Source organism: Levilactobacillus suantsaii (assembly GCF_004115745.1).
Taxonomy (GTDB): Bacteria; Bacillota; Bacilli; order Lactobacillales; family Lactobacillaceae; genus Levilactobacillus; species Levilactobacillus suantsaii.
In genome coordinates, this window is the sequence record NZ_QXIL01000003.1 from 93,776 (window position 1) to 118,953 (window position 25,178).

At 52.7% G+C, this 25,178-nt stretch carries 26 protein-coding genes; 5 read left to right on the forward strand and 21 right to left on the reverse strand.

Translation table 11 applies throughout. The features are described from left to right. Window positions 1-17: 17 nt before the first annotated feature. The 6 genes from DXH47_RS02475 to hisS all read right to left on the reverse strand — a co-directional run bounded on the left by DXH47_RS02475 (window position 18) and on the right by hisS (window position 6,957). Window positions 18-827: an ABC transporter permease gene (locus DXH47_RS02475; RefSeq protein WP_129031500.1), complete on the reverse strand. Its 810-nt coding sequence runs from the start codon at window positions 825-827 to the stop codon at window positions 18-20. A gap of 21 nt (window positions 828-848) precedes the next feature. Beyond that, window positions 849-2,012, reverse strand: coding sequence for a CDP-glycerol glycerophosphotransferase family protein (locus DXH47_RS02480; RefSeq protein WP_129031501.1), 1,164 nt, complete (start codon window positions 2,010-2,012; stop codon window positions 849-851). Window positions 2,013-2,206: 194 nt separating this feature from the next. After that, window positions 2,207-3,082, reverse strand: coding sequence for a YitT family protein (locus tag DXH47_RS02485; RefSeq protein WP_129031502.1), 876 nt, complete (start codon window positions 3,080-3,082; stop codon window positions 2,207-2,209). Window positions 3,083-3,162: 80 nt separating this feature from the next. Further along, window positions 3,163-3,690, reverse strand: coding sequence for a peptide-methionine (S)-S-oxide reductase MsrA (msrA, locus tag DXH47_RS02490; RefSeq protein ID WP_129031503.1), 528 nt, complete (start codon window positions 3,688-3,690; stop codon window positions 3,163-3,165). Window positions 3,691-3,845: 155 nt separating this feature from the next. Continuing rightward, entirely contained in the window at window positions 3,846-5,636 is a 1,791-nt protein-coding gene (gene aspS / locus DXH47_RS02495; RefSeq protein WP_129031585.1) for an aspartate--tRNA ligase, read from the reverse strand. A gap of 25 nt (window positions 5,637-5,661) precedes the next feature. After that, the gene (hisS, locus tag DXH47_RS02500) at window positions 5,662-6,957 is read right to left on the reverse strand and encodes a histidine--tRNA ligase (RefSeq protein WP_129031504.1); all 1,296 of its coding nucleotides are present in this window, start codon (window positions 6,955-6,957) and stop codon (window positions 5,662-5,664) included. Window positions 6,958-7,319: 362 nt separating this feature from the next. On the opposite strand from hisS, the gene DXH47_RS02505 reads away from it, so the two are divergent. Next, on the forward strand, window positions 7,320-8,171 hold the full coding sequence (locus tag DXH47_RS02505; protein WP_129031505.1) for an N-acetylmuramoyl-L-alanine amidase: 852 nt from the start codon (window positions 7,320-7,322) through the stop codon (window positions 8,169-8,171). Window positions 8,172-8,197: 26 nt separating this feature from the next. Further along, window positions 8,198-9,040 carry a fructosamine kinase family protein gene (locus DXH47_RS02510; RefSeq protein WP_129031506.1) on the forward strand — a complete coding sequence of 281 codons (843 nt, stop codon included), beginning with the start codon at window positions 8,198-8,200 and terminating at the stop codon, window positions 9,038-9,040. 86 nt (window positions 9,041-9,126) lie between these two features. Here DXH47_RS02510 and DXH47_RS02515 read toward each other — a convergent pair whose 3' ends face one another. The 8 genes from DXH47_RS02515 to DXH47_RS02550 form a co-directional block, all read right to left on the reverse strand. Then, entirely contained in the window at window positions 9,127-9,771 is a 645-nt protein-coding gene (locus DXH47_RS02515; protein ID WP_129031507.1) for an HAD-IA family hydrolase, read from the reverse strand. Between the two features lie 59 nt (window positions 9,772-9,830). Then, a complete protein-coding gene (gene dtd, locus DXH47_RS02520; protein ID WP_129031508.1) occupies window positions 9,831-10,274 on the reverse strand; it encodes a D-aminoacyl-tRNA deacylase in 444 nt (147 codons plus the stop codon). A 13-nt stretch (window positions 10,275-10,287) separates the two neighbouring features. Then, window positions 10,288-12,516, reverse strand: coding sequence for a RelA/SpoT family protein (locus tag DXH47_RS02525; RefSeq protein ID WP_129031509.1), 2,229 nt, complete (start codon window positions 12,514-12,516; stop codon window positions 10,288-10,290). Window positions 12,517-12,533: 17 nt separating this feature from the next. Further along, entirely contained in the window at window positions 12,534-12,836 is a 303-nt protein-coding gene (locus DXH47_RS02530) for a hypothetical protein (protein ID WP_225423482.1), read from the reverse strand. A 98-nt stretch (window positions 12,837-12,934) separates the two neighbouring features. Then, a complete protein-coding gene (locus DXH47_RS02535) occupies window positions 12,935-13,696 on the reverse strand; it encodes an RsmE family RNA methyltransferase (protein WP_129031510.1) in 762 nt (253 codons plus the stop codon). 3 nt (window positions 13,697-13,699) lie between these two features. After that, window positions 13,700-14,650, reverse strand: a complete 951-nt coding sequence (gene prmA / locus DXH47_RS02540) for a 50S ribosomal protein L11 methyltransferase (RefSeq protein WP_129031511.1) — start codon at window positions 14,648-14,650, stop codon at window positions 13,700-13,702. 95 nt (window positions 14,651-14,745) lie between these two features. Then, the gene (locus DXH47_RS02545) at window positions 14,746-15,063 is read right to left on the reverse strand and encodes a hypothetical protein (protein ID WP_170954933.1); all 318 of its coding nucleotides are present in this window, start codon (window positions 15,061-15,063) and stop codon (window positions 14,746-14,748) included. A 365-nt stretch (window positions 15,064-15,428) separates the two neighbouring features. Further along, entirely contained in the window at window positions 15,429-15,689 is a 261-nt protein-coding gene (locus tag DXH47_RS02550) for a hypothetical protein (RefSeq protein WP_129031513.1), read from the reverse strand. Between the two features lie 257 nt (window positions 15,690-15,946). Between DXH47_RS02550 and mscL the strand changes: the two genes are divergently transcribed. From mscL to DXH47_RS02565, 3 genes are all read left to right on the forward strand, one after another. Next, a complete protein-coding gene (gene mscL / locus DXH47_RS02555) occupies window positions 15,947-16,321 on the forward strand; it encodes a large-conductance mechanosensitive channel protein MscL (protein WP_129031514.1) in 375 nt (124 codons plus the stop codon). Between the two features lie 136 nt (window positions 16,322-16,457). Further along, on the forward strand, window positions 16,458-16,820 hold the full coding sequence (locus DXH47_RS02560; protein ID WP_129031515.1) for a hypothetical protein: 363 nt from the start codon (window positions 16,458-16,460) through the stop codon (window positions 16,818-16,820). 132 nt (window positions 16,821-16,952) lie between these two features. Further along, window positions 16,953-17,159, forward strand: a complete 207-nt coding sequence (locus tag DXH47_RS02565; protein ID WP_129031516.1) for a hypothetical protein — start codon at window positions 16,953-16,955, stop codon at window positions 17,157-17,159. A 77-nt stretch (window positions 17,160-17,236) separates the two neighbouring features. On the opposite strand, the gene lepA is transcribed toward DXH47_RS02565, so the two are convergent. The 7 genes from lepA to dnaJ all read right to left on the reverse strand — a co-directional run bounded on the left by lepA (window position 17,237) and on the right by dnaJ (window position 25,129). Further along, the gene (gene lepA / locus DXH47_RS02570) at window positions 17,237-19,069 is read right to left on the reverse strand and encodes a translation elongation factor 4 (protein WP_129031517.1); all 1,833 of its coding nucleotides are present in this window, start codon (window positions 19,067-19,069) and stop codon (window positions 17,237-17,239) included. A gap of 122 nt (window positions 19,070-19,191) precedes the next feature. Further along, window positions 19,192-20,481, reverse strand: a complete 1,290-nt coding sequence (dltD, locus tag DXH47_RS02575; protein WP_129031518.1) for a D-alanyl-lipoteichoic acid biosynthesis protein DltD — start codon at window positions 20,479-20,481, stop codon at window positions 19,192-19,194. A 3-nt stretch (window positions 20,482-20,484) separates the two neighbouring features. Further along, window positions 20,485-20,718 (reverse strand): D-alanine--poly(phosphoribitol) ligase subunit DltC, encoded by a 234-nt coding sequence (gene dltC / locus DXH47_RS02580; protein WP_129031519.1) that lies wholly within the window; start codon window positions 20,716-20,718, stop codon window positions 20,485-20,487. Between the two features lie 36 nt (window positions 20,719-20,754). Beyond that, complete coding sequence (gene dltB, locus DXH47_RS02585) at window positions 20,755-21,966, reverse strand: D-alanyl-lipoteichoic acid biosynthesis protein DltB (protein WP_129031520.1); 1,212 nt, start codon at window positions 21,964-21,966, stop codon at window positions 20,755-20,757. Then, a complete protein-coding gene (dltA, locus tag DXH47_RS02590; protein ID WP_129031521.1) occupies window positions 21,966-23,489 on the reverse strand; it encodes a D-alanine--poly(phosphoribitol) ligase subunit DltA in 1,524 nt (507 codons plus the stop codon). The genes dltB and dltA overlap by 1 nt, the downstream gene beginning before the upstream one ends. Before the next feature lie 41 nt (window positions 23,490-23,530). Next, window positions 23,531-23,680 (reverse strand): teichoic acid D-Ala incorporation-associated protein DltX, encoded by a 150-nt coding sequence (locus DXH47_RS02595; RefSeq protein WP_129031522.1) that lies wholly within the window; start codon window positions 23,678-23,680, stop codon window positions 23,531-23,533. Between the two features lie 300 nt (window positions 23,681-23,980). After that, complete coding sequence (gene dnaJ, locus DXH47_RS02600; protein ID WP_129031523.1) at window positions 23,981-25,129, reverse strand: molecular chaperone DnaJ; 1,149 nt, start codon at window positions 25,127-25,129, stop codon at window positions 23,981-23,983. Window positions 25,130-25,178 lie beyond the last annotated feature (49 nt).

A 25,178-nucleotide genomic window follows, 5' to 3' on the forward strand; every position in this document is an offset into this window, starting at 1 on the left:
CAGTTGCTCCTTTCAATCTAGATTAAGTCCACGAAACGGGACCGGAACTTGTAATGCAAGTGAGAGCCAAGCAGTAAAACGAAGAACACGAAGGCCCAGAATTCAAGCGTCAGTAAGGGGTTCTCCCAGAACCAACCGGTCCCTAAGAACGACTCCCGGAACCCATTGACCACGTAATAGTACGGGTTGAGTTCCAATAAGTGCACGAATGGTGCCGGAAACGACGTCGTCACGAAGTTGAACAGCACGCCGGACACGTAGAACAACATCCGCATCACGGATTGTAACAGGATGTGGTAGTCACGAACTAACACACTAATACACGAATTAAAAATCCCTAACGCCACTAACAAACAAATCATGGCGAAGAAGTAGTAGATCCACTGGAACCAGGAGACCTTCGGGTAGACGCCGTTCAACAACCCGATAAAGATGGAAAAGACCATCATCGTCCAAAAGGAACTCAGGTTGCTGACCACTTTAATGGTTGGTAACGCGGACACAGGGAACTTCATTTTAGCCACCATATTGACCCGTTGGTAGATACTCTTCGACGCGTCCAACGTGGCTCGATTCATAAAGAACCAGGGTGAAATCCCAATGACCATCCAGGGCAAATAACTGACCCCGTTCAATGGTTGACCATGCTTCAAGCCAACCCCGAAAACTAACCAATAAATTCCGATTTGAATCAACGGGTACAGGTACTCCCACATCAAGCCCAAATAATGGCTTTGATAACTGGCTTGGTCCTCGTAACGAGAAATTCGAAAAATAATCCCCAAGCTTGATACTTGCTCTTTAAATAAGGTCATGACCTCTTTCAAGGCGCTGCACTCCTTTAACTTTTAATCATTACCGCGAGTCGCAGACCCGTGATAACGTGCGACGACCCGGGCGGTCGCCTGACCGTCATTGGCCGTATTCCACTGCTGATTGAAGTGGCGTAGGTCGGTCGTTTGGTCGGCAATAATCGCCGCCGCCAACTCTTGGCTATTCCGCAAAGCCCGACCAGGTAACCAGGACAAAAAGTCAGCTTGAATCCCCGGCTCACGTTGGTAAGCCGACAAATCAAACAAGTAGAACAATAAACTATGGGCGTTGGCTAACAGACTGTAGTCAAACGCCACTGAAGAATAATCCGTCACCAGTGTTTCCGTAACTGTCAGCAATTCCGAAGTGCTGAGCTGATCAGCCACGACCACTTGCGTCCCCAATTGAGCCTGCAACGTCGTGGCCGTCTGGGCTAACGCTGGGTGGAGTTTGACCACCACTTTGGCTTGCGGGTCGGCTGTAAGGGCCTGCGCCAAGTCTTGGGGCGGCGTAAACGTCACCCCGGGTCGATACGTCGGCGCATATAAGATGATTCGGCTCCCCATAAGTTCCGGGGCCACGCGGGCCACCTTAGCGCGGGCTTGCGCAACCCACTGCGGCGATAATAATCGGTCCGAACGTGGGTACCCCAACACCTGCATCCGGTGTGCGGGAACCCGATAACTGCGCGTGAACACTTGGCCCATGGCCGGTGACGCCACCACGTACTCGTCGAAGTGGTCGTAAACGGCCTGAAACCGGCGCTGGTCACTGGCTGAACGCAGCGGTGTGGTCGGGTCTTCCCAGCCAAACTTCTTGATTGCACCGACAGCATGCCAAAGTTGCACGATCCGCATGTTACGCGGATGCGCTAAGCCGCCCAAAAAGGCATAGTAGTTATCACAATACAAGACCCGGGCACGCATTACCCGCGGAATTCCGGTCAATGCAAACCGCAGACCGTCTCGAAACAAAATCGTTCGGACCCCCTGCTGGGCCAAGTACTGGGCACTGGTGGCTTGTTGTGGGCGATAAAATACGATTAACGGCTGGTCAGCCGGTAACGCCGCCTTGACTGCTAGGATAAAGGGCAGGTTATCGTTGAAGCTCAACAGATACACCACCGCATCGCGTCGCCGGTGACACCACAACATGGACACGCACCGGACTAACCATAAATAGAATTCTTTCACATTCATCACCAATATCACTTATTTTTAACAGCCCACAACATCGAAAATTATACCACATCTGCCCGCCGAACCTAGAGAAATTTAAGAAGCTTTAAGAAAGCCAAGCGAGTTTTCCCTCTTTACCGGGCCCAACACCTAACAAACCGGGCCAAGAAGCTATCTTGGACCCGGTTAAGATTGCTGAATTTAAATGTTGTTTTTCACCATTTAGGTTCGTAGAAGTGCCCCAGCACCTTGACGGTATCGGAAATGCTGACGAAGGCCTTTGGGTCGGCTTCTTCCATGGCGACCTCTAAGGCATCCATCTCGTAACGGGTGATCACGGTAAACAGAATCGTTTTTTCATCGTGATGGTAAGCCCCTTCGGCCCCATGGACGATGGTGATTCCTCGCCGCATATGGTTTTGGATACTGTCAATGACCGTCTTGGGCCGGTTAGTAATGACCATGACCTGCATCCGTTGCTGCCGGGTGAAGGTCAAATCAATCACTTTGGCGTTGACGAACAAGCCCAATGCGGAGTAAAACGCGTACGGCCAGCCGTAGACGAAACCGGCACTAATGACGATTAAACTGTTGAACGCCATGTTGATGGTCCCCATACTGCGGCCAGTCTTACGCCGGACCACGATCCCAATGATGTCGAGTCCCCCGGTAGAGATGCTGTTCTTTAGGGTGAACCCAGTCCCGTACCCGTTGACCGCCCCACCAAAAATCGCACAGATAATGGGATCGGTGGTCAAGTGAACGGGCTGGATGATTCGAATCATGACGGACGCAAAGAGCACGCAGATGAAGGTAAAAATCGTAAAGGACTTGCCAATCTGCTTCCACGCCAGGACGAATAGCGGCACGTTAATCAGAAACAACCCCAACGCCGTGGTAATCTGTACCGGTGCGTATCGGCCCGTCAAGGTGTTGATCAATTGGGCCAACCCGGTCGCCCCGGACGAATAGATATGGCCGGGCGTCCAAAAGAAGTTGACCGCAATGGACACCAGAACCCCGTAGAAAAAAGCTACCGAAATTTTAGCCGTATAGGTGTGCCGTTTGAATAGCTGCTGTACATCATCCATGATTTACTCCCCCGACCTCGCTTTTAGGTGTGCTGCGCCGACTGATTAGTTGACTAGTCGTTGTCATATTCACCGCCGGCCTAACCTTGCGTCCAGTGGGCCTGGATAAAGGCGGCCCGACCGCCAGCTTCCTGTTCAGCCATGCGTTGCGGTTGCTTCTTATAGAACTGCTGATGCCGTTCTTCTGCCGGGTAGAAAGATTGGACCACTTGAATCTGGGTCACGATGGGCTGGTCGAACTGTTCGCGGTCCTGCAAGGCCTGCTTGGAGGCTTCCGCGACTTGGCGCTGGGCAGCACTATTCACGAAAATCACCGGCCGGTAATTATCGCCGCGGTCCTGGAACTGTCCTGAAGCATCGGTCGGGTCAGTCTGTTGCCAGTAGAGATCGACCAACTGTCGATAACTGACTTGCTCAGCATCGAACCAAATCTTGACGGCCTCGGTGTGACCAGTCTTACCGGTCTTAACTTGTTCGTAGGTCGGATCAGCCACCGTCCCACCCGTGTAGCCCGACAGGACCCTTTCGATGCCTGGTTGTTCTTCAAAGGGCTGGACCATGCACCAGAAGCAGCCCCCCGCAAACGTTGCGGTTTCTATTTTACTCATCAACATCCCTCGCTTTTTTACTAATGGCTCTATTTAACGGCTTTTAGCCGCAAAGGTCAAGCCGCTTACCCGCTGCGACCGCCAAAAAGGCGTTGAGTGTGCCAATTGACATCACCCAACGCCCCCTTAGCGTTTTTTCATGTAGCTTACTTCAACTATTTTTCGTCGTCGGTATCCAACTTAGCGATTTCTAAGTCTAAATCATCCAGTTGCTTGTCCGTGACGGTACTTGGTGCCTGAGTCATCGGTTCCGTTGCCTTGGAGTTCTTCGGAAAGGCAATGACGTCCCGGATATTGTCGCGCTTAGCCAGTAAGCGGGCAAAGCGGTCGAGTCCGATAGCCAAACCACCGTGAGGCGGGAAACCGTAGTCTAAAGCTTTCAACAGGAAACCAAATTGCTTTTCGGCCCGTTCTGGCGTAAAGCCTAACGCCTTCAGCATCTTCATCTGTAAGTCGCGGGTGTGAATCCGGATGGACCCACCACCGAGTTCCAACCCGTTCAAGATGATGTCGTAACTTTGAGCGTAGGCCTTGTGCGGGTCTTCGCCGTCGTTTAGGTAGTGCGCATCGCCTTCGGCTGGCATCGTGAACGGGTGATGGGCTGGGACCCAGCGCTTCAAATCCACGTCGTAGTCGAACAATGGCCAGTTGACGATCCATAAGAAGGCCCACTTGTTTTGGTCGATCATGTCTTGTTCCTTAGCAATCGCCACTCGCAGGTAACCCAAAGTCTGGGCCACGACGCGTTTGGAATCGGCTGCGAACAATAACAGGTCGCCACTCTTAGCACCCGTAGCTTCAGTGATTTTAGCAAAATCACCATCGTGCTTGAAGAACTTGGCAATTGGTCCACTGAAGCTGTCATCAGTGACCTTCAACCAAGCTAAGCCCTTCGCGCCAAAGCGTTCGATATATTTCGCGTACTTGTCGAGGTCCTTACGGCTGTACAGGTCGGCCCCACCGGGAACGGCGATGGCTTTGACTTGGCCCCCGTTGGCAACGGCCCCGGAGAAGACCTTGAAGTCGGTATCCTTCATGATAGCCGACAAATCTTTCAATTCCATGCCAAACCGTACATCTGGTTGGTCGGTCCCATAACGGGCCATGGAGTCATCCCAGTCCATCCGCGGGAACGGTAAGGTAACGTCAACGTTCAAGGTATCCTTCATGACCTTGGCGATCAAGCCCTCGGTCAGGTCCTGAATCTCTTCGGCGGTTAAGAAGGACGTTTCCAAGTCAATCTGGGTAAATTCCGGTTGCCGGTCTCCCCGCAAGTCTTCGTCTCGGAAGCACCGGGCAATCTGGTAGTACCGGTCAAAACCGGACCCCATCAATAATTGCTTGAAGAGTTGCGGCGATTGCGGCAAGGCGTAGAAGTGACCATGGTAGATTCGAGAAGGCACCAGGTAATCCCGGGCCCCTTCTGGCGTCGACTTGGTCAAATCGGGCGTTTCGATGTCGATAAACCCGTTGTGGTCGAAGTAGCTGTGAACGGATTGCACGATTCGGTTCCGCAGCATGATGCCCTGTTGCATTTCCGGCCGGCGTAAGTCCAAGTAGCGGTATTGCAGCCGCAGGTCATCGGACGCCGTGATACCGTCACGAATATCGAACGGTGGCGTCTTGGCCTTGTTCAAGAGGTTGATGCCCGTGACCCGGACCTCGACCTTTCCGGTACGCATGTCCGGGTTGATTTCCTTTGCGACCCGAGCGACGACGTGACCTTGAATCTCGATCACGTATTCACTCCGCAACTGTTCGGCAACCGCTAAAGCTTCCGGACTGTATTCTTCACTAAAGACCAGTTGGACTAAGCCTTCGCGGTCTCTGAGGTCAACAAAGATCAAGCCCCCCAGGTCGCGGCGCTTTTGCACCCAACCCTTTAAAACAACGGTCTGGTCGAGATATTGCTCGTCGACGAGACCCGCGTACGTGGTCCGTTTCAAATTCTTTTCCATCTAATTTCCCCTCTTATTTGGTGGTAAACCGTTGTGCCACAACGGCTTGAAAATCTTGGTAAATGTCGGCTAGGGGCACGTTGATTTCTTCGCCCGTCGCCATGGCCTTCAAGTTGGCCGTTTGCGTCTCGAGTTCCTTTTCCCCAATCGTTAAGGTGTAACGCGCCGTTAAGCGGTTAGCCGTCTTGAATTGGGCCTTGGGTTTACGTCCCAGGTAATCCCGGTCCGCCGTTAAGCCGGCCGCTCGAATGGCTTGGACCAGCTTCAAGGTCTCAATCGACGTCTGCTCGCCAATGCCCACGACGTACACGTCTAATGGGTGGTTATTCGGGACTGCGACCTGTTCAGCCTGCATCAATAAGACCAGGCGTTCCACGCCCATGCCGAAACCGACTCCCGGCATCTCGGGGCCGCCGAGTTCTTCGACTAAGCCGTTGTAGCGGCCACCGGCCAACACCGTGGTGTAGCCTTCGCCCAAGGCCGGTGAATCGGCCATAATTTCGAAGATGGTGTGGTTGTAGTAGTCCAACCCCCGGACCATGGTTGCATCGACGTCGTAAGCGATGCCTAAAGCATCTAAACTAGCCTTGACCTGGTTAAAATGCGTCGTCGCGTCCGGCGTCAAAAAGTCCAAAATGGACGGTGCGTCGGCCACGATGGCCTGGTCGTGCTTGTCCTTACTGTCTAAGACCCGTAACGGGTTCTTGTGCAGCCGGACCTTGGAATCGTCACTCAAGTCATCGTAGTGGGGTTCCAAGAAGTCGATCAATGCTTGGCGGTAAGCCGCGCGGGTCTCCTGATCCCCCAACGTGTTCAACGCTAAGCGCAGGTGCTTTAAGCCCAGTTTACTAAGTAACGCCATGCCCAAAGCGATGACTTCGACGTCAAGTTCCGGCGCATTACTGCCGAAGGCCTCCACCCCGATTTGGTGAAATTCCCGTTGCCGCCCGGATTGGGGCCGCTCGTAGCGAAACATCGGGCCCATGTAGTAGACCTTGTATGGCTTTTGCGTTTCGGGACCATATAATTTATTTTCTACGAAGGCCCGCACGACACCGGCCGTGCCTTCTGGACGTAAGGACAGGTGTCGGTCGCCCTTATCCTTGAAGTCGTACATTTCCTTGGTGACGATATCGGACGTATCGCCCGATGTCCGGGAGAACACCTCGAAATTTTCAAACATTGGCGTGCGGATCTCGTCGAACCGGTAACGGGCGAACAAATCGCGCGCCGTTTTTTCGACGAACTGCCAGGTTTCAGACGTCCCCGGTAGGATATCTGCCGTCCCTTTTGGCCGTTGGTAACGCATAAACATTCTTCCCTTCCTCAACCGCTAAACAAATAAAAAACGCCCCTGTCAATTGACAAGGGCGCAGGTATGCACGGTACCACCTTTTATTTTTCTCAGCAGGATAACGTTGCAAACGAATGACGCCAAGCGTCACTAGCCTCAAAAGTGTCTTCGCCAGCCCCCGTTAGTCGCTTTCAGCTCCGCGACCTCTCTGCAAGCGGGCATGCCTGCTACTGATCTTTCTCATCGGCTTCTATATTAGATTCTTCTTTAGAATACTGAACCCGCTTGAAAAAGTCAAGGGGCCGCTTTGGGCCGACCTTCGCCGCGGGTCAATCGACGTGGTATAATTGATTCAATTTGAAGCAAGGAGTGCCGCCATGCATTTTAAACCTAAAAACTGGATTGGCTTAATCGTCAGCCTCATCATCTTAATCATCGCGGGAGGCGTCCTGTGGGCGTTTATCCAGCACAACGCGGTCACTGCGACCGTCAACAACCTGCGTCTGCGGGAGGGCCCCGGTCTGACTTACGACGTCACCACCCGGGTCAAAAAAAATAGTCGCCTGACCATCTTAGGCGAAAAGAACAATTGGTACCACGTTCGCGACAGTCATAATCGTTTCGGCTGGGTCGCCAGCTGGTTGGTCGACCACCCCGGTAAGTTAAAGACCGCTACGACCCTCTCCGAAGCGACCATCGTGCTGGACCCCGGCCACGGGGGCAGCGATTCTGGCGCGTTGTCGATCAATCAAAAGCACGACGAAAAGACTTACACCCTTCAGTTGGCCAAACGAGTCGCCGCAAAATTACGGGCTAAAGGGACTCACGTCATCATGACTCGGGACAGTGACAAGAGCGTCAGTCTTGCTGATCGCCCGGCTTTAGCCAACGACAACCAGGCCAGTGCCTTCATCAGTTTCCACTTTGATTCGTCGCCCACCAATAACCTGGCTTCGGGCACCACGACCTACTATTACCACCGGAGCACCTCTTACGCTTTGGCACAGGACATCAATCAAGAGATGAGCGACCTGCCGTTAACCAACCGGGGCATCCGCTTCGGCAACTTCGAGGTCATCCGCGACAATAGCCGCCCGTCATTGCTCCTCGAAATGGGATATATTAATACTAAAAAGGATTTTCGTGAAATCGAATCCGCTAAGTACCAACGGGCCGTGGCGACCCGCGTTGTGGCCGGTCTCACCCAATACTTCAAAACTCAGCATTAATTTAATGAAAGAAGTGCGATTATTTTATGACTTTAACTGCTGATTGGCTCAAACAATTACCGTTACGCCAAGTCACCTCCGCCACCCCCGTTTCCGGGGGCGACATCAACGAAGCCTTTCGCTTGAGCACCCCCGAGGGACCCTACTTTTTGCTGGTCCAACCACGGACTCCAGCAAGTTTCTACCAACACGAAGTTGCCGGCTTAAAGGCGCTAAGTCAGGCCGCTAACGTCCCGGAAGTCTTCGGGACCGGCACCATCGACGGCGACGCCTACCTGCTGATGGAATTTCTAGAGACCGGCCACGGCAGTCAGTACGCGCTGGGCGAAACGGTCGCCCGAGTCCACCACGTGACGGCCCCGCAGTTTGGGTTCGACCAGGATAACGCGGTCGGCAAACTCCCTAAAAATAACCACTGGCAAAGCGACTGGACCACCTTTTATCTTGAGCAACGGCTCGACCCGTTAGTGCAACGGGCCCAAACCCATAACCTGTGGAACGACCGGCGCCAGGCCGGCTACGACCAGGTCCGCCAACACATCATCACCGAAAATAAGGGCCGGGACATCACCCCGTCACTGTTACACGGTGATCTCTGGGCTGGTAACTACCTGTTCACCGCCGACGGCACACCGACCTTGATCGACCCAGACACCCTCTATGGGGACCGTGAGTTTGATTTGGCCATGACCACCATCTTCGGCGGCTTCACCCAGGACTTCTACAAGGGCTATCAAGCCGCGTACCCGTTACCGGCTGGATACGCGGAGCGGTTACCCCACTATCAGTTGTACTACCTATTAGCTCACCTAAACCTCTTCGGTGAAGCATACGGTGGGGCCGTCGATGACCTGTTAGCTCGCGGTTAACCACCACGCCAAACAATCAATCTGAAAACGAAATGGGACCAGCGCACTAATTCGGCGTTGGTCCCATTTTGTTGTGGTTACGGTCCTTAATCGGCCAATAGCCAAGCCTGCAGCTCGGCTAACCGAATGACCCGGACCTCAGATTGACTCTCATCAACAATCAGATGTTCCGGATCGAACAGTGCTCCGGCCATCCCCGCGCGGTGCGCCGCCTGGATATCGAGATTGCGGTCGCCGACCATCAAAGCATCTTGCGGAAGCACGCCGTATTCTTGACACAGCGCATTCAAGCTGGTCGGGTCAGGCTTGCGTGGGTAATCGTCACTAGCGGTCACGGCCCCACTGAACTCGCCCCATAGACCTAAGTCTTTGAGTCGGTCAATGGCCCGCTGGTCGCGGTGGGTCAATAAGAAATTGCGCCCACCGTGCATGGTCACGGTCTGTAAAATGGCCGCGCTACCGGCAAAGGCTGGCGCCGTCGCTAATTTCGGGGCAGCCTGTCGTTGGTACAGGTTGGTCAAGCGATCCTGACTCACCCCGTACTCGGCACTGAACTGCCGCAATGCCGTCCCCATACTGTGTTGCCGCATGGCTTGGTAGATGGCCGGCTGGTCGATTTCAAAGGCGTTCACGCCCGTCTGGGTCAACGCCGTGGTAAACGCCGCGACCATCCCCGGGTAAGTATCGACTAACGTCCCGTCAAAATCCCAAAATAACTGTTGATACCGCATTACTGATGTCCCCCTAAAAAAGGAGCCGGTTTTTGACCGACTCCCGTTTTAATTTTAGTTTAATCGTCCGTGTCGAACCAGATGGTGCACGGTCCGTCGTTGACCAGTGCCACCTGCATATCGGCCCCAAAGACCCCGGTCTCGACCGAAATCCCCGTCGCTGCTAGCTTTTGGTTGAACTCGTCGTACATCGCTTGCGCGTGCTTAGGGTCCCCGGCGCCCACAAAGCTCGGCCGGTTACCCTTCTTGGTGTTGGCGTAAAGTGTGAACTGCGACACCGATAAGATACTGCCGGCAACATCGGTGATGCTGCGATTCATTTTTCCTGCCTGGTCTTCAAAGACCCGCAGATGACTAATCTTATGCACCAAATAATCGACCTGGTCGCTAGTGTCGCTATCTTCGGCACCCACCAACAAGCAGTAGCCCTGGGCAATCGACCCGACGACTTGTTTGTCGATAGTCACGCTGGCTTGAGTGACCCGTTGTAACAAAACTCGCATACTTGCTTCCTTTCTACCGAAACGGTCGCTTGACCACGTAAACATCAGGAATATTTTTAATGTTATCCATAATCCGTTGAAGTTCCCAACGGTTGCGAATCCCCAGACTGACCGAGATAATGACCATCTTATTGTGATCGCCCTTGCCGTTGATGGACGTCAGGTCCTTCGTCGAGTTATTGATCATCCGCAACACGTCGTTCAGTAGCCCATTACGATTGTAGCCTTGGACCTGGATATCGGCGTGGTAGTTGGTCCGGTCGCCGTGTTCGTTGCCCCAGCGGACCGGCACGATGCGTTCGCCACTTTCTTCAGCGTGCCGCACGTTCGGGCAGTCCACCCGGTGCACGGAGACCCCGCGCCCCTTGGTGATGTAACCTGTAATCTGGTCGCCAGGAACCGGGGCACAGCAATGACTCAACCGTACCAGCAAATTATCGACGCCTTCGATGACCACGCCGTCAGGCTGCTTCTTACGGTCCTTACGGTCGGCATCGCTATCGCTCTTGATGGACTGGTGCTGCTCCAAGATTTCACGTTCCTCTTGGCGCCGGCGCTCGTCTTCGGCCGCCTGGCGGACGTCATCGGTCAAGCGGTTGACCACTCCCTGGGGTTGCAGATCCCCAAACCCAATCGCGGCCAACAAGTCATCGATATGTTGATAATGCAACTTAGCGGTGACCTTTTCCCCATTTTCCTTCGTCATGATGGTCTTGGGATCGTAGCCGGCTTCACGGATCAACCGTTCGACCATTTCGCGGCCCTGGGTGATGCTTTGTTCCCGGTCTCGCAAACGGAAAAACTGCTTGATTTTATTGCGGGCCCGCCGCGTCGAGACCAGCTTCAACCAGTCCCGGCTCGGGCCAGCAGAACTACTCGAGGTCCGGATATCCACGATGTCGCCGTTTTTAATCTCGTAGTTCAGTGGCACGATTTTACCGTTGATCGTAGCCCCCGTGGTGTGGTGCCCAACTTCCGTATGAATAGCGTAGGCCATATCCAGTGGACCAGCTCCCTTAGGCAACTCGAGCACGTCACCCTTGGGGGTGAACGCGTAAACATGGTCGCCGAACAGTTCGCCCTTGACGCTGTCCATGAAATCTGCCGCGTCATCGGTATCTTCTTGCAGTTCGATGATGTGTTTGAATAGGTTCAGCTTATCACCGGTGTTGGTCTCGTGGACCTTGTCCTTGACACCTTCCTTATAAGCCCAGTGCGCCGCGACCCCGTATTCCGCCACGGCGTGCATTTCCTTAGTCCGAATCTGGACCTCGAGGGGCTTGCCTTCAGGTCCAATGACCGTGGTGTGCAACGACTGGTACATATTCGCCTTCGGCATCGCGATGTAGTCCTTGAACCGGCCAGGCATCGGCTTCCACTGGGAATGGATGGCCCCCAAGACCGCGTAGCAGTCCTTGATGGTGTCCACGATGACCCGAATCGCCAGTAGGTCGTAAATCTGACTGAACTGCTTGTGCTGGTCCTTCATCTTCCGGTAGACCGAGTAGATGTGTTTTGGGCGACCGTAGATTTCGGGCTTTAAATGCAGGTCCTTAATGGATTTTTGGATGACCTTGATGGCCGCTGCGATGTACTGTTCCCGTTGGTCGCGCCGTGAATTCATCAAATGCACGATACGGTAGTACTGTTGCGGGTTCAGATACCGAAGCGACACGTCTTCCAGTTCCCACTTGATAGTGCTAATCCCCAAGCGGTCCACCAACGGTGCGTAAATCTCCAGCGTCTCGTTAGCGATCCGCCGCTGCTTATCGGGCCGCAAATGTTGCAAGGTCCGCATGTTATGCAAGCGGTCGGCTAACTTCACAATCATGACCCGAATGTCCTTGGACATGGCCAGCAACAGTTTCCGGTGATTTTCCGCCAACTGTTCCCGGTTAGACTTATATTTGATTTTCCCTAACTTGGTCACGCCATCCACGATCAACGCAACGTCATCCCCGAAGAGTTCCCGCACGTCGCCCAAGGTCACGCCGGTGTCCTCCACGATATCGTGCAGAAAGCCCGCTGAGACGGTCTCGGGGTCCATGTTGAGGTCGGCCAAGATACCGGCCACCTGAATAGGATGCATAATGTAGGGTTCGCCAGATTGCCGCGTTTGGTCGCGGTGCGCAACGGTGGCGAAATGACAGGCTTTGACCACCATTTCGACATGTTGCGCATTCATATATTTACCCACTCTGGCAATTACTTCTTCAGCCGTCCAGACACGTTCTTTGGTCATATTGGACGCCACCACCCTTAATTTTTAGATTCTTCTGCTTGCGCCGTAACCGTCAATCCGTAAGCCAAATAAGACAGGCACAGATAGACCAGTGCGAAGTAGCGCGTGTAACCGGGGAGAAACCCACTCGCCCCGATAAAATAGAACACGGGAAAGACCAGCAGTAGCCACCACGGTCGTTGTCGCGTGGCCACAAAGTGACCTAGCCCAATTGAAACGCCCCCGTTCAAGATTAACAATAGCCCACCGAAACGCCAGACTGGATCCAATCCCAACCCCATTGCTAGGGCTGGTAAGCCCACGCCCACAACTACTCCCATGAGCCAATACCGCCAGCCCAACTTTTCCAGAAATGCCATTGCATTCACCTTTACTCTCTCTATAATTGGACCTATTTTAGCATGTTTTCAAGGGGATTTCACCCTCGTTGCGGACTTTGTAACTCCCAAATGGTCGACGCCGCGGCCAAAAAGTATAATGGCGCCGTTTCCGTCCGTAAGATTCGCGGCCCTAACCCCACCAAAATCGCGTGAGCCGTTTGAGCTTGGGTGACTTCGGCGGGACTGATTCCACCCTCGGGACCGAAGATGGCCAGCACGGTTTGCCCGGCGACGACCCGTTGTAAGTTCGCCGTTAACGCACTGTGTTCGCCCCGCTTAGCGGATTCTTCATAAGCCATTAAGGTGAGGTCGTTAGGGGTCGCCAATACCGCTGCAAGGTTAGGCACGTAAGTCACGGTCGGTCGGACTAAGCGGTGAGATTGTTCAGCCGCCCCGTTAGCGACCTTAGTCAAGCGCGCAACTTTTTTAGCAACTTTCTGGGAATGCCACTTGGCAATCGACCAGTCGGCCCCGTAGAAAATAACCTGTTGGACCCCCATTTCGGTCGCCTTTTGCGCAATCCACTCCGCTTTTTCCTGCTTCGGTAAACCACAAGCGATGATCACGTGCGCGGGCAGTTCGACCGTGGGCGTCACCACCGCCGTCAACCGCACCTCGGCGTGACCGTCGTTCGTGACGCGCAGAAGCTCACCGTGAAACAGGTGGGCCGTCTGATCTACAAATTCAGCCACGTCGCCTACTTGGGCGCGTAAGACCACGACCCAGTGGTGTTGTACCGTCGCCGGTAACGTCACTTGATCCCCGTCCTGTTGGGGCGTCTCTAAGAAATAACGTTGCATCCCTTATTCATCCTCCGTTGGTTTGTGAGCGATGACACCGCGCCAATCCTTCATCTGTAGCACGTTGTCGATGATAAAGCCCTGCTTTTCTTGGGCGGCCACCACAGTATCTAATTTGTCAGCGATAATGCCCGACGTCAAGAAATGGCCCCCGGGTTGGAGGTTCTCCCAGGCTTGTGGCACCAGGGACACGATGATTTCGGCCAAGATGTTGGCCACCACGATGTCGACCGGCTGGTGAATGTCGTTCAATAAATTATTCGGCCGAGCAACCACATCTTTAGCCACTGGATTCAAATCTAAGTTTGTTTTGGCCGAACGCACCGCCACGTCATCTAAGTCGAACGCTTCGACGTGATCCGCCCCTAAAGCTTTAGCCGCAATGCTGAGCACACCCGAACCGGTTCCCACGTCGTAGAGACTTTCCCCACCACGGATGACCGTTTCTAAGGCCATCAACGATAAGATGGTGGTCGGATGGGTCCCGGTCCCAAAGGCCATCCCCGGATCCAGCCGAATGACTTGTTCGCCGGCTTGCACGGGTTCATAGGCTTCCCAGCTCGGCGTAACCGTCAAATAGCGGGTCACTCGTACCGGATGATAATACTTCTGCCAAGCCGTGGCCCAGCTTTCGTCAGCGACCGCCTTGGTGGTCACGGTGCCAGGGGTCGGGTCCAAACCGAACTGGCTTAATTGTGCGACCCGTTGCTTGATGGTGGGAAGAATCTCCGGTACGAAGACCGTTTCCGGATAGTAGGCGGTGATTTCGGCGCCCGTAGTTCGGTGCGGAATCGTGTTGAGATCCACGACCTCACCATACTTACCTGGTTTTAAATTGGCGTAATCGGCGGCGTCATCGATCTTGACCCCACTGGCCCCCGCCTCTTGTAAAATGTTACTAACGGCCTCAACCGCTTCATTAGTCGTCAGCACGCTGACTTCTGTCCACTGCATAACTGAAATGTCCTCCTTAAAAATGAAAAGAGCCGGCGACAATTTCAAGTTGTCGCTGGCTCACCATTAGCCTTTAAAAATTAATGGAACCAACCTTAGACCTTTTCGGCATCGGTCGGATGGTCAGCATTTCGTTGCTCTCGACGGGCAAGATGTGTTTCTAAATAATCCAGCATATCCGCTTCATTTTGAAACACACGGGGATGCTTTTGCTTGTGGAGCCGCAAGTCAATCTCGTTGATTCGCTGGCGTCCAGTCCACGTATGACCATAACGAATGATTACCCGATTATTGAGCGAATTGCGACCGAACTTGAATACGTAGACACTCTCGGGTGCCATTAGCGGTCGAATGTACGACTTTTCGTAACGATAATTATGTTGTCGTAAATATTCTTTGGTTCGACTCAGCATGGTAATCACCTCCTAAATGACAATCTACTTTGGTTTAACCAACGGGAACGACCGTCTTCGGTTGTCGACACTTTAAATTGTATCAATTAAACATAGTAATGGATTTGCCCCTAAAATGCAAGCAATTAGTTTAGGGAAGCCAAAATTCAAGACCGATTTCCGATGAAAACCAGTTTTTACGCCAATTCCGTTTCATGAAACCACTTACATTATAGCATGAGTGATTGAAATTAGAAACTCATAACCCCTAAAAACCTTAAGTTTTCTTGGGATTGATTGGCGACCCCCGATGGCCAAACTAAACGGGACTCCTAACGTTAGTCGCGGAGCCCCACAGAATAGTTTTTCTGATCATTGATTAGCAGTTAGCCAAAAAATTCTGGTTCGTCAAAAGCTTCCTGAGCCAACTCATAAATATCGTCCAGAGACAAAATATCTTCAACCGTTAACATCCGGTAATCCACTTCTTGCTCCCGCACGGCCGTAATCACAGCTAATGGGATCTCCGCAGCAACCGCAATCTCTTGGTTGGTCAAGGGGCTCCCTAAGACACACAAAGCCCGGTCCTCCGCCGCTTCAATGGCCCGCATCTCAGCGTACCAGTTGACTTCTTGTTCTTCTTCCATAACAGTGATTCCCCCTTTATTTAAATCCGTTTATCTTGGTGGCTATCCCCATAATATACCGGATTATGGGCCTGGTGCCTAGTCCTTTCGTGCCCGTCCCGTTAACCTTTTAACGGTCAAATAATTGTGACGTACCAGCCATTTTTATGGGCTTCATCACCGTGGTCCCTCACCATTAGCCCCGCGTTTAGGTTGCATTTTCCCAATAAATCGTCGAAAATTAGGGCAAGTCAACTTAATGAGGAAGGTGTCACATTATGTTTAAAGAATTTAAGGCGTTCGTGGCTCGGGGCAACGTTTTGGACCTCGCCGTTGGGGTCATTATTGGAGCAGCTTTCACCGCCATCGTGAATTCCCTGGTCGAAAATCTGATCAACCCCCTGCTCGGGATGTTCGTTGGCAGTATCGATTTTTCCAACCTGGTCTTAACCGTGGGCCAAGCACACTTTCGTTATGGGGCGTTTATCAACGCCATCATCAATTTCATTATCATCGCCTTCGTAGTCTTCTTGCTGGTCAAAACCATCAATAAGGTCCTGCCAGCCCCTAAGAAGGAAGAAGAAGCGGAGCCAACGGCCGAAGAAAAATACTTACAGGAAATCGTAACGTTGTTAAAGAAAGAGGAGCATTAGGTTTCTGAACCCCCGCAACGACTTCCCCACCCGAAAGCCGTTACCCATTCGACAGTAAAATGCTATACTGTTGTCAGGCTTGCTTTAGGTAAGCGACACAAAATTGTGATATCACTGTCAAAGAGGGTATTCGACCATGCGAGAAGAAAAAGTAACCTTCACCAAAACGGATTGGCAACGCGCCCAGACCGCCGTCTTCAACGAGTACGACCGGTTGATCAAACGACTCCACGTGGAGGGGGTTGATTACACCATCCTCCAAGCCCGGCGAATCGTCATCTATCAAGATTTAATTGAGGAGTGGAAACACGCCGTGCCAACGTTGATGACTGATTTAACCGATAATCCGGCCGCTTTAAGCGTCTTTGATGACCTCGCTACCGATGGTCAAAGCCACCTGCTCGACCGGTGTGCCAAGAAGATGGAGAATTGGCCCGATTATATCCCTTCCCCCCTCACGATTTGGTTAGAGTTGGAAGAGGACGCCACGGCGGAGTAAGTCGATTCACCCTATGCATCCCGTCAATTACCAAAAGTCTGGACCACTCGTCCGGGCTTTTTTGTTTGGCCCCGGCTGTAGAACTTAAACTTTGCTACAATGAACCTAAGATTTATCAGGAGGCAAATAATTATGGACAACCTGATTCAACCAATTTTAGTCAAAGTACGGGCCATTCCCGCGCGCTGGGTCGTCACCTACGATTTGGAAGGCCTCGATGACGGGCAGGCGAAGGCCTTGGCGCAGAAACTCACTCAGGCGGATACCGCCCAAAGCGCCACCTACAAGGTCCGCGGCCACGCACCCCGGTCGTTGACACTTGAGGTGCATAAGCACTGATCTCATCGTACACCAAAAGGCTTATCTCAATTAGCATCATGCCAACTGAGATAAGCCTTATTTGGGATTATTTAAGTTTACTTCGTTTCGTCTTCATCGGTCTTCAACACGGCCATGAAGGCTTCCTGGGGGATTTCAACTTGCCCCACAGCCTTCATCCGTTTCTTACCGGCCTTTTGCTTCTCTAACAGCTTCATCCGCCGAGTCCGGTCCCCTCCATACAGGTGGGCCGTCACGTCCTTGCGATAAGCCTTGATAGTCGTCCGGGCAATGATCTTCGCGCCGATGGCCGCTTGAATCGGAATCTCAAAGTTTTGCCGTGGAATGATGCCCTTCAACCGCGTCGCAATCTCCCGACCGCGCTGGGCCGCAAAGGTCCGGTGGGCAATGAAACTCAAGGCATCCACCTTGTCGCCGTTCAACAACAGGTCGATTTTGACCAGGTCACTTTCCTGATACCCGTTCATCTCATAATCTAAGGACCCGTAACCGCGGGTACTGGACTTTAACTTATCAAAGAAATCGAAAATGATTTCGGACAACGGCATGTTGTAGACGATGTTGACCCGGTAATCGTCCAGGTATTCCATGGTCACGAACTGCCCGCGCCGGTGCTGACATAGCTCCATCACCGCCCCCACGTAGTCGTTGGGGACCATGACGGTCGCCTTAACGATGGGTTCTTCGATGCGCTTGATAGCCGCCGCTTCCGGCATTTCGGACGGGTTTTCGACTTCCTTCATCGTGCCATCCGTCAAGTAGGCATGGTACGTGACCGATGGTGCCGTGGTAATCAAATCCAGGTTGAATTCCCGTTCCAGGCGTTCCTGGACCACGTCCATATGGAGCATCCCCAAGAACCCACACCGGAAGCCAAAACCTAATGCTTGGGAGGATTCTGGTTCAAATTCCAAGGCCGCATCATTTAACTTCAACTTTTCCAAAGCTTCCCGTAAGTCGTTCAACTTGGCATTATCCGTCGGGTAAAGTCCCGCGTAGACCATCGGATTCATTTCCCGGTAGCCCGGTAAGGCCTTAGCCGCCGGGTCGTCAGCATTAGTCACGGTATCCCCGACTCGGGTCTTCGTGATGTCCTTGATAGCCGCCGTGATGTAACCCACATCCCCGGCAATCAAGTAGTCGCGACTTAGAGGTTTGGGCGAGTTCACGCCCACTTCGGTGACTTCATATTCCGTTTCACTGTTCATCATTCGAATCTTGTCACCGGGGCGCACCGTGCCGTCATACAACCGCACGCTCAACACAACGCCGCGATAATCGTCGTAGACCGAGTCAAAGACCAACGCCTTCAACGGCGCGGTCAAATCACCAGTCGGTGCCGGCACCTTGGCCACGATCTGTTCCAAGAGGTCTTCGATACCGATGCCCTGCTTGGCACTGGCCAAAACGGCATCGGAAGCATCCAAGCCAATCACGTCTTCGATTTCTTTTTTGACCTTATCAGGGTTAGCCGATGGCAGATCGATCTTATTGATCACCGGGACGATTTCCAGGTCATCATCGAGGGCCAAGTAGACGTTGGCTAGGGTCTGAGCTTCGACCCCTTGAGCCGCGTCGACGACCAAGACGGCGCCTTCACACGCCGCTAAGCTCCGCGAAACTTCATAGGAGAAGTCCACGTGGCCGGGAGTATCGATCAAGTGAAATTCGTAATCATGACCGTCCTTAGCGTGGTAGGTCAGTTCGACGGCGTTCAGCTTGATGGTGATGCCGCGTTCCCGTTCCAAGTCCATGTTATCCAGGATTTGGTCTTGCATGTCTCGCTTGGCGACCGTATCGGTCATTTCCAAGATCCGGTCCGCGAGGGTCGATTTCCCGTGGTCGATATGGGCCACAATGGAAAAATTCCGAATATATTTTTGATGTTGCGCTAATTTCTCCAAATCCATTTGCGTTCCTACTTTCTTTACCATTTGTCTCGATAATTATACCAACCATCACGGGGAAGTACAAACTTAGGCCCACGCACACAAAAAGGCGACCGACAAGTTGCCGAACGCCTCCCCTGACCCTATTTCGATGTGACCTTATAAGCGGCTAAACGCTCCGGTGGTAACTGTTGCCACTGTTGCGAGTAGAACTTATCGTTAATATTGTAATGTGGCGCTGGTTGGGACTTGGTCAAGAACGGATTGAGTTGTTGATCCACGGCTAACCAGCCGCGCCACCCCAGATGAATCGTATCCGTCATGAAGTACGGCACGTTACCATCGTGGCTCAAATCACAGATGTGCGTGAAACCTTGCGATTCCAATTGGTAGCGAATCTTGCGGTCGAACTGGCGCAACATCGACTTGGATAACCCCGTGTACGCGGACCAGCGGTCATTGACCGGCGGGATGATAAACATCACGTTGGTGTCCAACCGCGCAAATTGATCCAAGACCAGTTGGAAATCCGCAAACTCTGGGGATTGCGTGTAGCTGAGGTTCTTTTGGAAGTTCTTCAGCTTCCCCTTGCGAATCACCTTTTTTAACCGTTGCTTATAAAAGGTATCACTGATGTGGAACCGGTTATTACCCGTTTGGGCTTTCCCCAACTGACCGGCCAGGCGATTCAACGTAGCGTAGGAGTAATGAGTGGGTAACTTCTTCGTTTGTTGCATCACCTTGTTTAGGTTCTGCGACGGCAAGTTAATTCCGGAGAAGAATTGATCTTCTTGCGTCAGCATGTTCATTTTGGCACGCAGGTAAACTTTTTGGTAGTCAGTCAACGACTTCCCAGACGCCACCCGCTGCAACGCCGCGTAAATGAAGTGGTCAGATTGTGCGACCGGCATCTGCAGCAAGCGTTTGGCGGCGTACCGGTCAATGGCATCGTGCCGGTAATGCGACAGCCACTCCGTCGTTTGTAGCTGGGAGTAGTAGAAGCCAAAGGCGTCTTTACGCGTCCCATTTTTGACGAACCACTGCGGTGAAATCACGAAGACTGCCTTTTTATGCCGCAAGTCCCCCTGGATGTTTTGCATCACGAAGAACTGCGTCAGAGATTGCGTGCCCCGTGCCCCCAACAGAAACGGCCGGTAACTCCGGTCGTACTTTTGGGCCAGAACCGACGGGTGCATCGGATCGAACCGCGACCACTCCGATGAGCCAAAGAACGGCACGTAATTTTCTCCGAGTGCGGCCGCCTTGAGTCGTTTACCCTTCAACACATTGGGTGATAAGGAAACGGCTGCTTGACGTTCTTCACCTGCGCTGACGTGCTTAAAGCCGAAAGTAACTGGTGAGACGAATACCGCGAGAACCAGCAGGGCCGCTAAAATAATCGGCCCAAAAATCCGTAGTAGTCGCTTAGCCATTAGTTAGACCAGGCTTTCCACTTTAGTAATGATTTTGTTGGGCGTGTCCCACTCTGACCGCTCAAATTCAGAGACTGGCACACTGATTCCTAACTCGCTTTGTAATTGCAAAAGCAGTTGCACAGATCCCATGGAATCCAGTAAGCCACTATCGAACAAGTTATCGTCCATCGCTCCACTGACATCGTTCCCCGTTAGATCTGCTAAAATTTCTAATACCGTTGCTTGAACATCCATTGTTATTTCCCCCTAAATGAAATTGAAGACTCCGTTTTAATTGGTGAACCAAAGTTGATTCAAGAATCCTGAGAAAATCAGAAAACTAAAGCACACCAGGTTGGCCGTTAAGAAGATGGCGAACCACTGGGTGAACCGGTTATGCGGCACACTCTCACGGTGCTTCTTCTTGTAACGTAACCAGGCATCGTTGATCACTAATGCACAGCCGTGGAACAGGCCGTACGTGATGTAATACCAGGTCACCCCGTGCCAAAACCCCATGACTAACATGTTGATGATGTACGTCACGTTAGCCGTCGTGCGCGGATTTTTGAAGACGCGGTGCTTCATGAACCAAAAGACCAAGCGCATGTAGATAAAGTCCCGGAACCAGAAGGACAACGTGATGTGCCACCGATTCCAGAAATCCTTGATGTTAGGTGAACGCCAAGGTTGCTTAAAGTTCATCGGCGTGGCAATGCCCATCAGATACGAGGTCCCCACAGCAAACAAACTGTACCCCGCAAAATCAAAGAACAAGTAAGCACTGTAGACGTACATGTAGCCTAGAACCGGCCAGGACAGATCCAGGAACCCGCCCCGCGCTTGCATCCCCATTTGGAGCAACCGTGGCAATAAGATTTGCCCGAAGTAATAAGCCAGAATGAACTTGTACAAAAAGCCGACGAAGATGTAGCGCACACCCTTTTGAATCATCCCCAAATAGGTGTCGCGGTCCGGCACCGACCGGTAATCGTGCTCAAAGCGCCGGTAACGGTCGATGGGCCCCGAAGAAATCGTGGGGAAAAAGAGCATAAACTGCAGAAACGTCATAATCTGAAAGTTTTTCAACGTGCCATCGCGCGTCTCCATCATGGTCTGCACGGCCCGAAACGTCAGGTAACTGATCCCCAGAAACCCAATCAACGAGTTCTGCCCGTTTTCCACGGCCGGCGTCACTTTGACGATGGTCAGCGGTAGAATGGCCAGGATGACCATCAGATAGAAAATCGGTCCCGAATTTTTTTGCTTTCGGTAGACGGCATACCCCCAGGTTAGCAACACTTCATACGAAATGTAGACGATCAAAGCCACCCCTTGGGTCCATTTGGGCCCGCCGAAGGTCAGCACCAGAAAGAAGATCGAGATAATCGTTTCGTATAGTCGTGAGCGTCTACCGTATAGCAAGCCAATGACGAGTGGGATGAGCGCCACCCCTAAAATGGCAAAGTAGGTGGGGTTCCCGTACGGTTCAAATGACAGCATCAGTGATTGACCTCGGCAATAATCGATTTAATGTCAACCTTGCCGTTGGGGGTCATCGGTAAGCTGTCCTTGTAAACAAAGCGTTGCGGAATCATGTATTCCATCATGTCGCCGCCTTGTAAGGTTTCCTTAATGGCCTTGGTCAACGCCAACGCCGTCATCTCGTGTTGAATCGGCACCACCCAGGCCACCAGTTGGCTGACCTTATGGTTTTGGTCGTAACGCGGCACCGCGACGCCCACTTGGATATGGTCTTCTTGGGACAGATAGTGGTTCACCTCTTCCAATTCGATCCGGTACCCGTGGAGCTTGATTTGAAAGTCGGTCCGGCCCCGGTACATGAACAAACCATTGTCTAACGCCACGCCCAGGTCCCCGGAACGGTAAACGCGCGTGCCGTGCCAGTCGATAAAGGCGCTAGCCGTCTTGTCTGGATTATGCAGGTACCCCTTAGACATCGATGGACCACTGATCAGAATCTCGCCTTCCGTTCCCGTCGGCACTTCGTTCAAGTGTTCATCAACCACGGTCAACTTGGTGTCTTCCTTGGCATAGCCAATCGGTAACCGCGGGTAATCCGCCAAAATCTGTGGTGTGATTTCGACCTGCGTGACCGCCACCGTCGTTTCCGTTGGCCCGTAAGTGTTGAAGATGCGGGCTTGCGGGAAGCGCTGGTGCAAGTTTTCAGCCGTGGCGTGCGTCAATTCTTCCCCGCAGAACAAGAACCGTTGCAAATCTGGATAATGTTTGCCATCAAAGGTTGGTTCCAGTAAGCAGATGTCCATAAAGGACGGCGTCGAGACCCAAACGTTCAGCCGCATTTGCGGGAGCGTCTCGAAAAGGCCCTTAAAGTTATCGGTCACCTTTTTGGGCAACGCCACTAACGTCCCCCCACTGGCCAAAGTTGGTCCCCAGTCCATCACGGACAAGTCAAACGAGTACGGTGCTTGGGCCAACGTCCGCGGGGCTGCTGGTAAGGCAAAATCATCGCTGAGCATCCAGTTCACGTAGCTCAACAGGTTGGCGTGCGAAATTTGAACGCCCTTCGGTTTTCCCGTCGTGCCGGACGTAAAGATGATGTAGTAGGTCTCATCCCCCGTCACAGCGTGGTCTACCTGATACGTTACCGGTGTTTTAAAAATCGTCCGTAAGCGGTCCAGTGTAATCACCGTGGTGTTCGGTAACTCGGTCTGTAAACTCGCCACCGCGATGACCGCTCCCGGATGGGCAATATAATTAATCGTGGTCAAGCGTTCTAGTGGTGAGTGCGTATCAATCGGCACATAAGCGTGTCCACTCTTGACGACGCCTAAGAACGTCGCCATCATCTCAAAGGTCTGGCCCCCGTAAACTAAGATGGGGGCCTCCCGTGGCAGTTGCAGGGCGTCTATCGCGGCCGCTAAAGCGTCCGATGCGCGTTTCAACGTCGCGTAAGTCTGCGTCTGGCCTAAATCATCGTAAGCTAACCGATCCGGCGTGGTTACTGCCACTTGGTCGATCGCCGTAATTAAATTATCAATCAATCTTTATCCCCCCAAAGAAATTCAATTTTCGTCACGAACCGTTAGAATTCGTTATAGATAAACGTGGTGCTTTGTAACCCACTGTATCCATACAGATAAACTAACGCCATGATGATCGCAAAGTAGAAAACGGTCCAGCCAATGAAGGCCACCACTGGCTGATGCAAAATTGCCAGCCACTTTGTGCGCATGAATTTTCACCCCCAAATTACCCGACTTAATCGTGATGCGATCCCCGTGTCGGTGTCGTTCAGTTACACGATCTGTCCTTCTCCCACGAAGAACGGCGTGTCGGCAACGCCGGGAGTCCCGGTGATTGCTTATGTTTTGAGATTAGCATTGCCCCTGTTTGATTGCAAACGACACCCCCTAACCTTAACAGTTTCTTTTCATTTTTCACGATTTAGTTAATTGTGTAACCAAAAAAAGGCCACTGAACACTTTCAGTGGCCTTGATGGCTGGAACCTAGGAACACTTCCCAGGTCAATCATTAATTATCATTAAACTTGTCGCGCATCTTGTCGAAGAGGTTTCCCTTACCAGTACCCGAAACGGTCTCACCGCTGGCCTTTGCGAAATCGCGCAAGGCGTCGCGTTGACCTTTATTCAGGTTCTTCGGGGTCTGGACCTTGATGGTCACGCGTTCATCACCATTGCTGTTGCCGCGCAAATGTGGCACGCCTTGGCCCCGTAAGCGGAAGGTGGTCCCGCCTTGAGTGCCCGCCGGTACCTTCAGCTTGACTTTACCGTGGACGGTCTTGACCATGATCTCATCGCCCAGCGCCGCTTGCACGAACGAGATGGGTTGGTCGAAGTAGATATCGGTCCCATCCCGCCGGAAGTCCTTGCTAGGCGTGACTTGGAAGATGATGAAGAGGTCGCCATAGCCACCGCCATGGGTCCCCGCTTCACCTTGCCCTTGTAAGCACATCTGTTGCCCGTCATCGACCCCAGCTGGGATGGTGACTTCAACTTCGTGCTTTTGTTCCTCGTGGCCAGAACCACCACAGGTTGGGCACTTCTCTTTGATTTCTTGCCCCGTGCCGTGGCAGACCGGGCAAGGTTGTTGACTCTGCATACGACCCAGTGGCGTGTTGGTGACCGTCGTCACGTAACCCGAACCGCCACATTCGTGACAGGTGACGGGTGACGTGCCCGGCTTAGCCCCGTTACCACCACAGGTGTGGCATTGGGCTTCACGGGTATAAGTGATGGTGGTCTTCTTACCAAAGATGGCCTCTTCAAAGGTCAGTGTCATTTGGTACTGGAGATCACGACCCGGTCGTGGCGCGTTTGGGTTCCGGCGACCGCCACCCCCAAAGAATTGGTTGAAGATGTCGTCGAAACCGCCACCGCCGAAGCCACCGCCACCAAAACCGCCAGCTTGGCCGCCGCCAAAGCCGCCGAAGCCGCCTTGTGCACCGTCTGCTGATCCATATTGGTCGTAGTTTTGCCGTTTTTGCTGGTCCCCTAATACATCGTAGGCTTCCTGCACTTCCTTAAACTTCTCCGCCGCATCCGGGGCCTTATTCAGGTCCGGGTGGTACTTCTTCGATAGTTTCCGGTAGGCCTTTTTGATTTCATCTTGACTGGCGTCCTTAGCGACGCCCAGTACACCGTATAAGTCCTTTTGCGCCATCGTTTTCCTCCCAATCGAATTCCGATATTAAAAAGCTACTAGTAAGAAT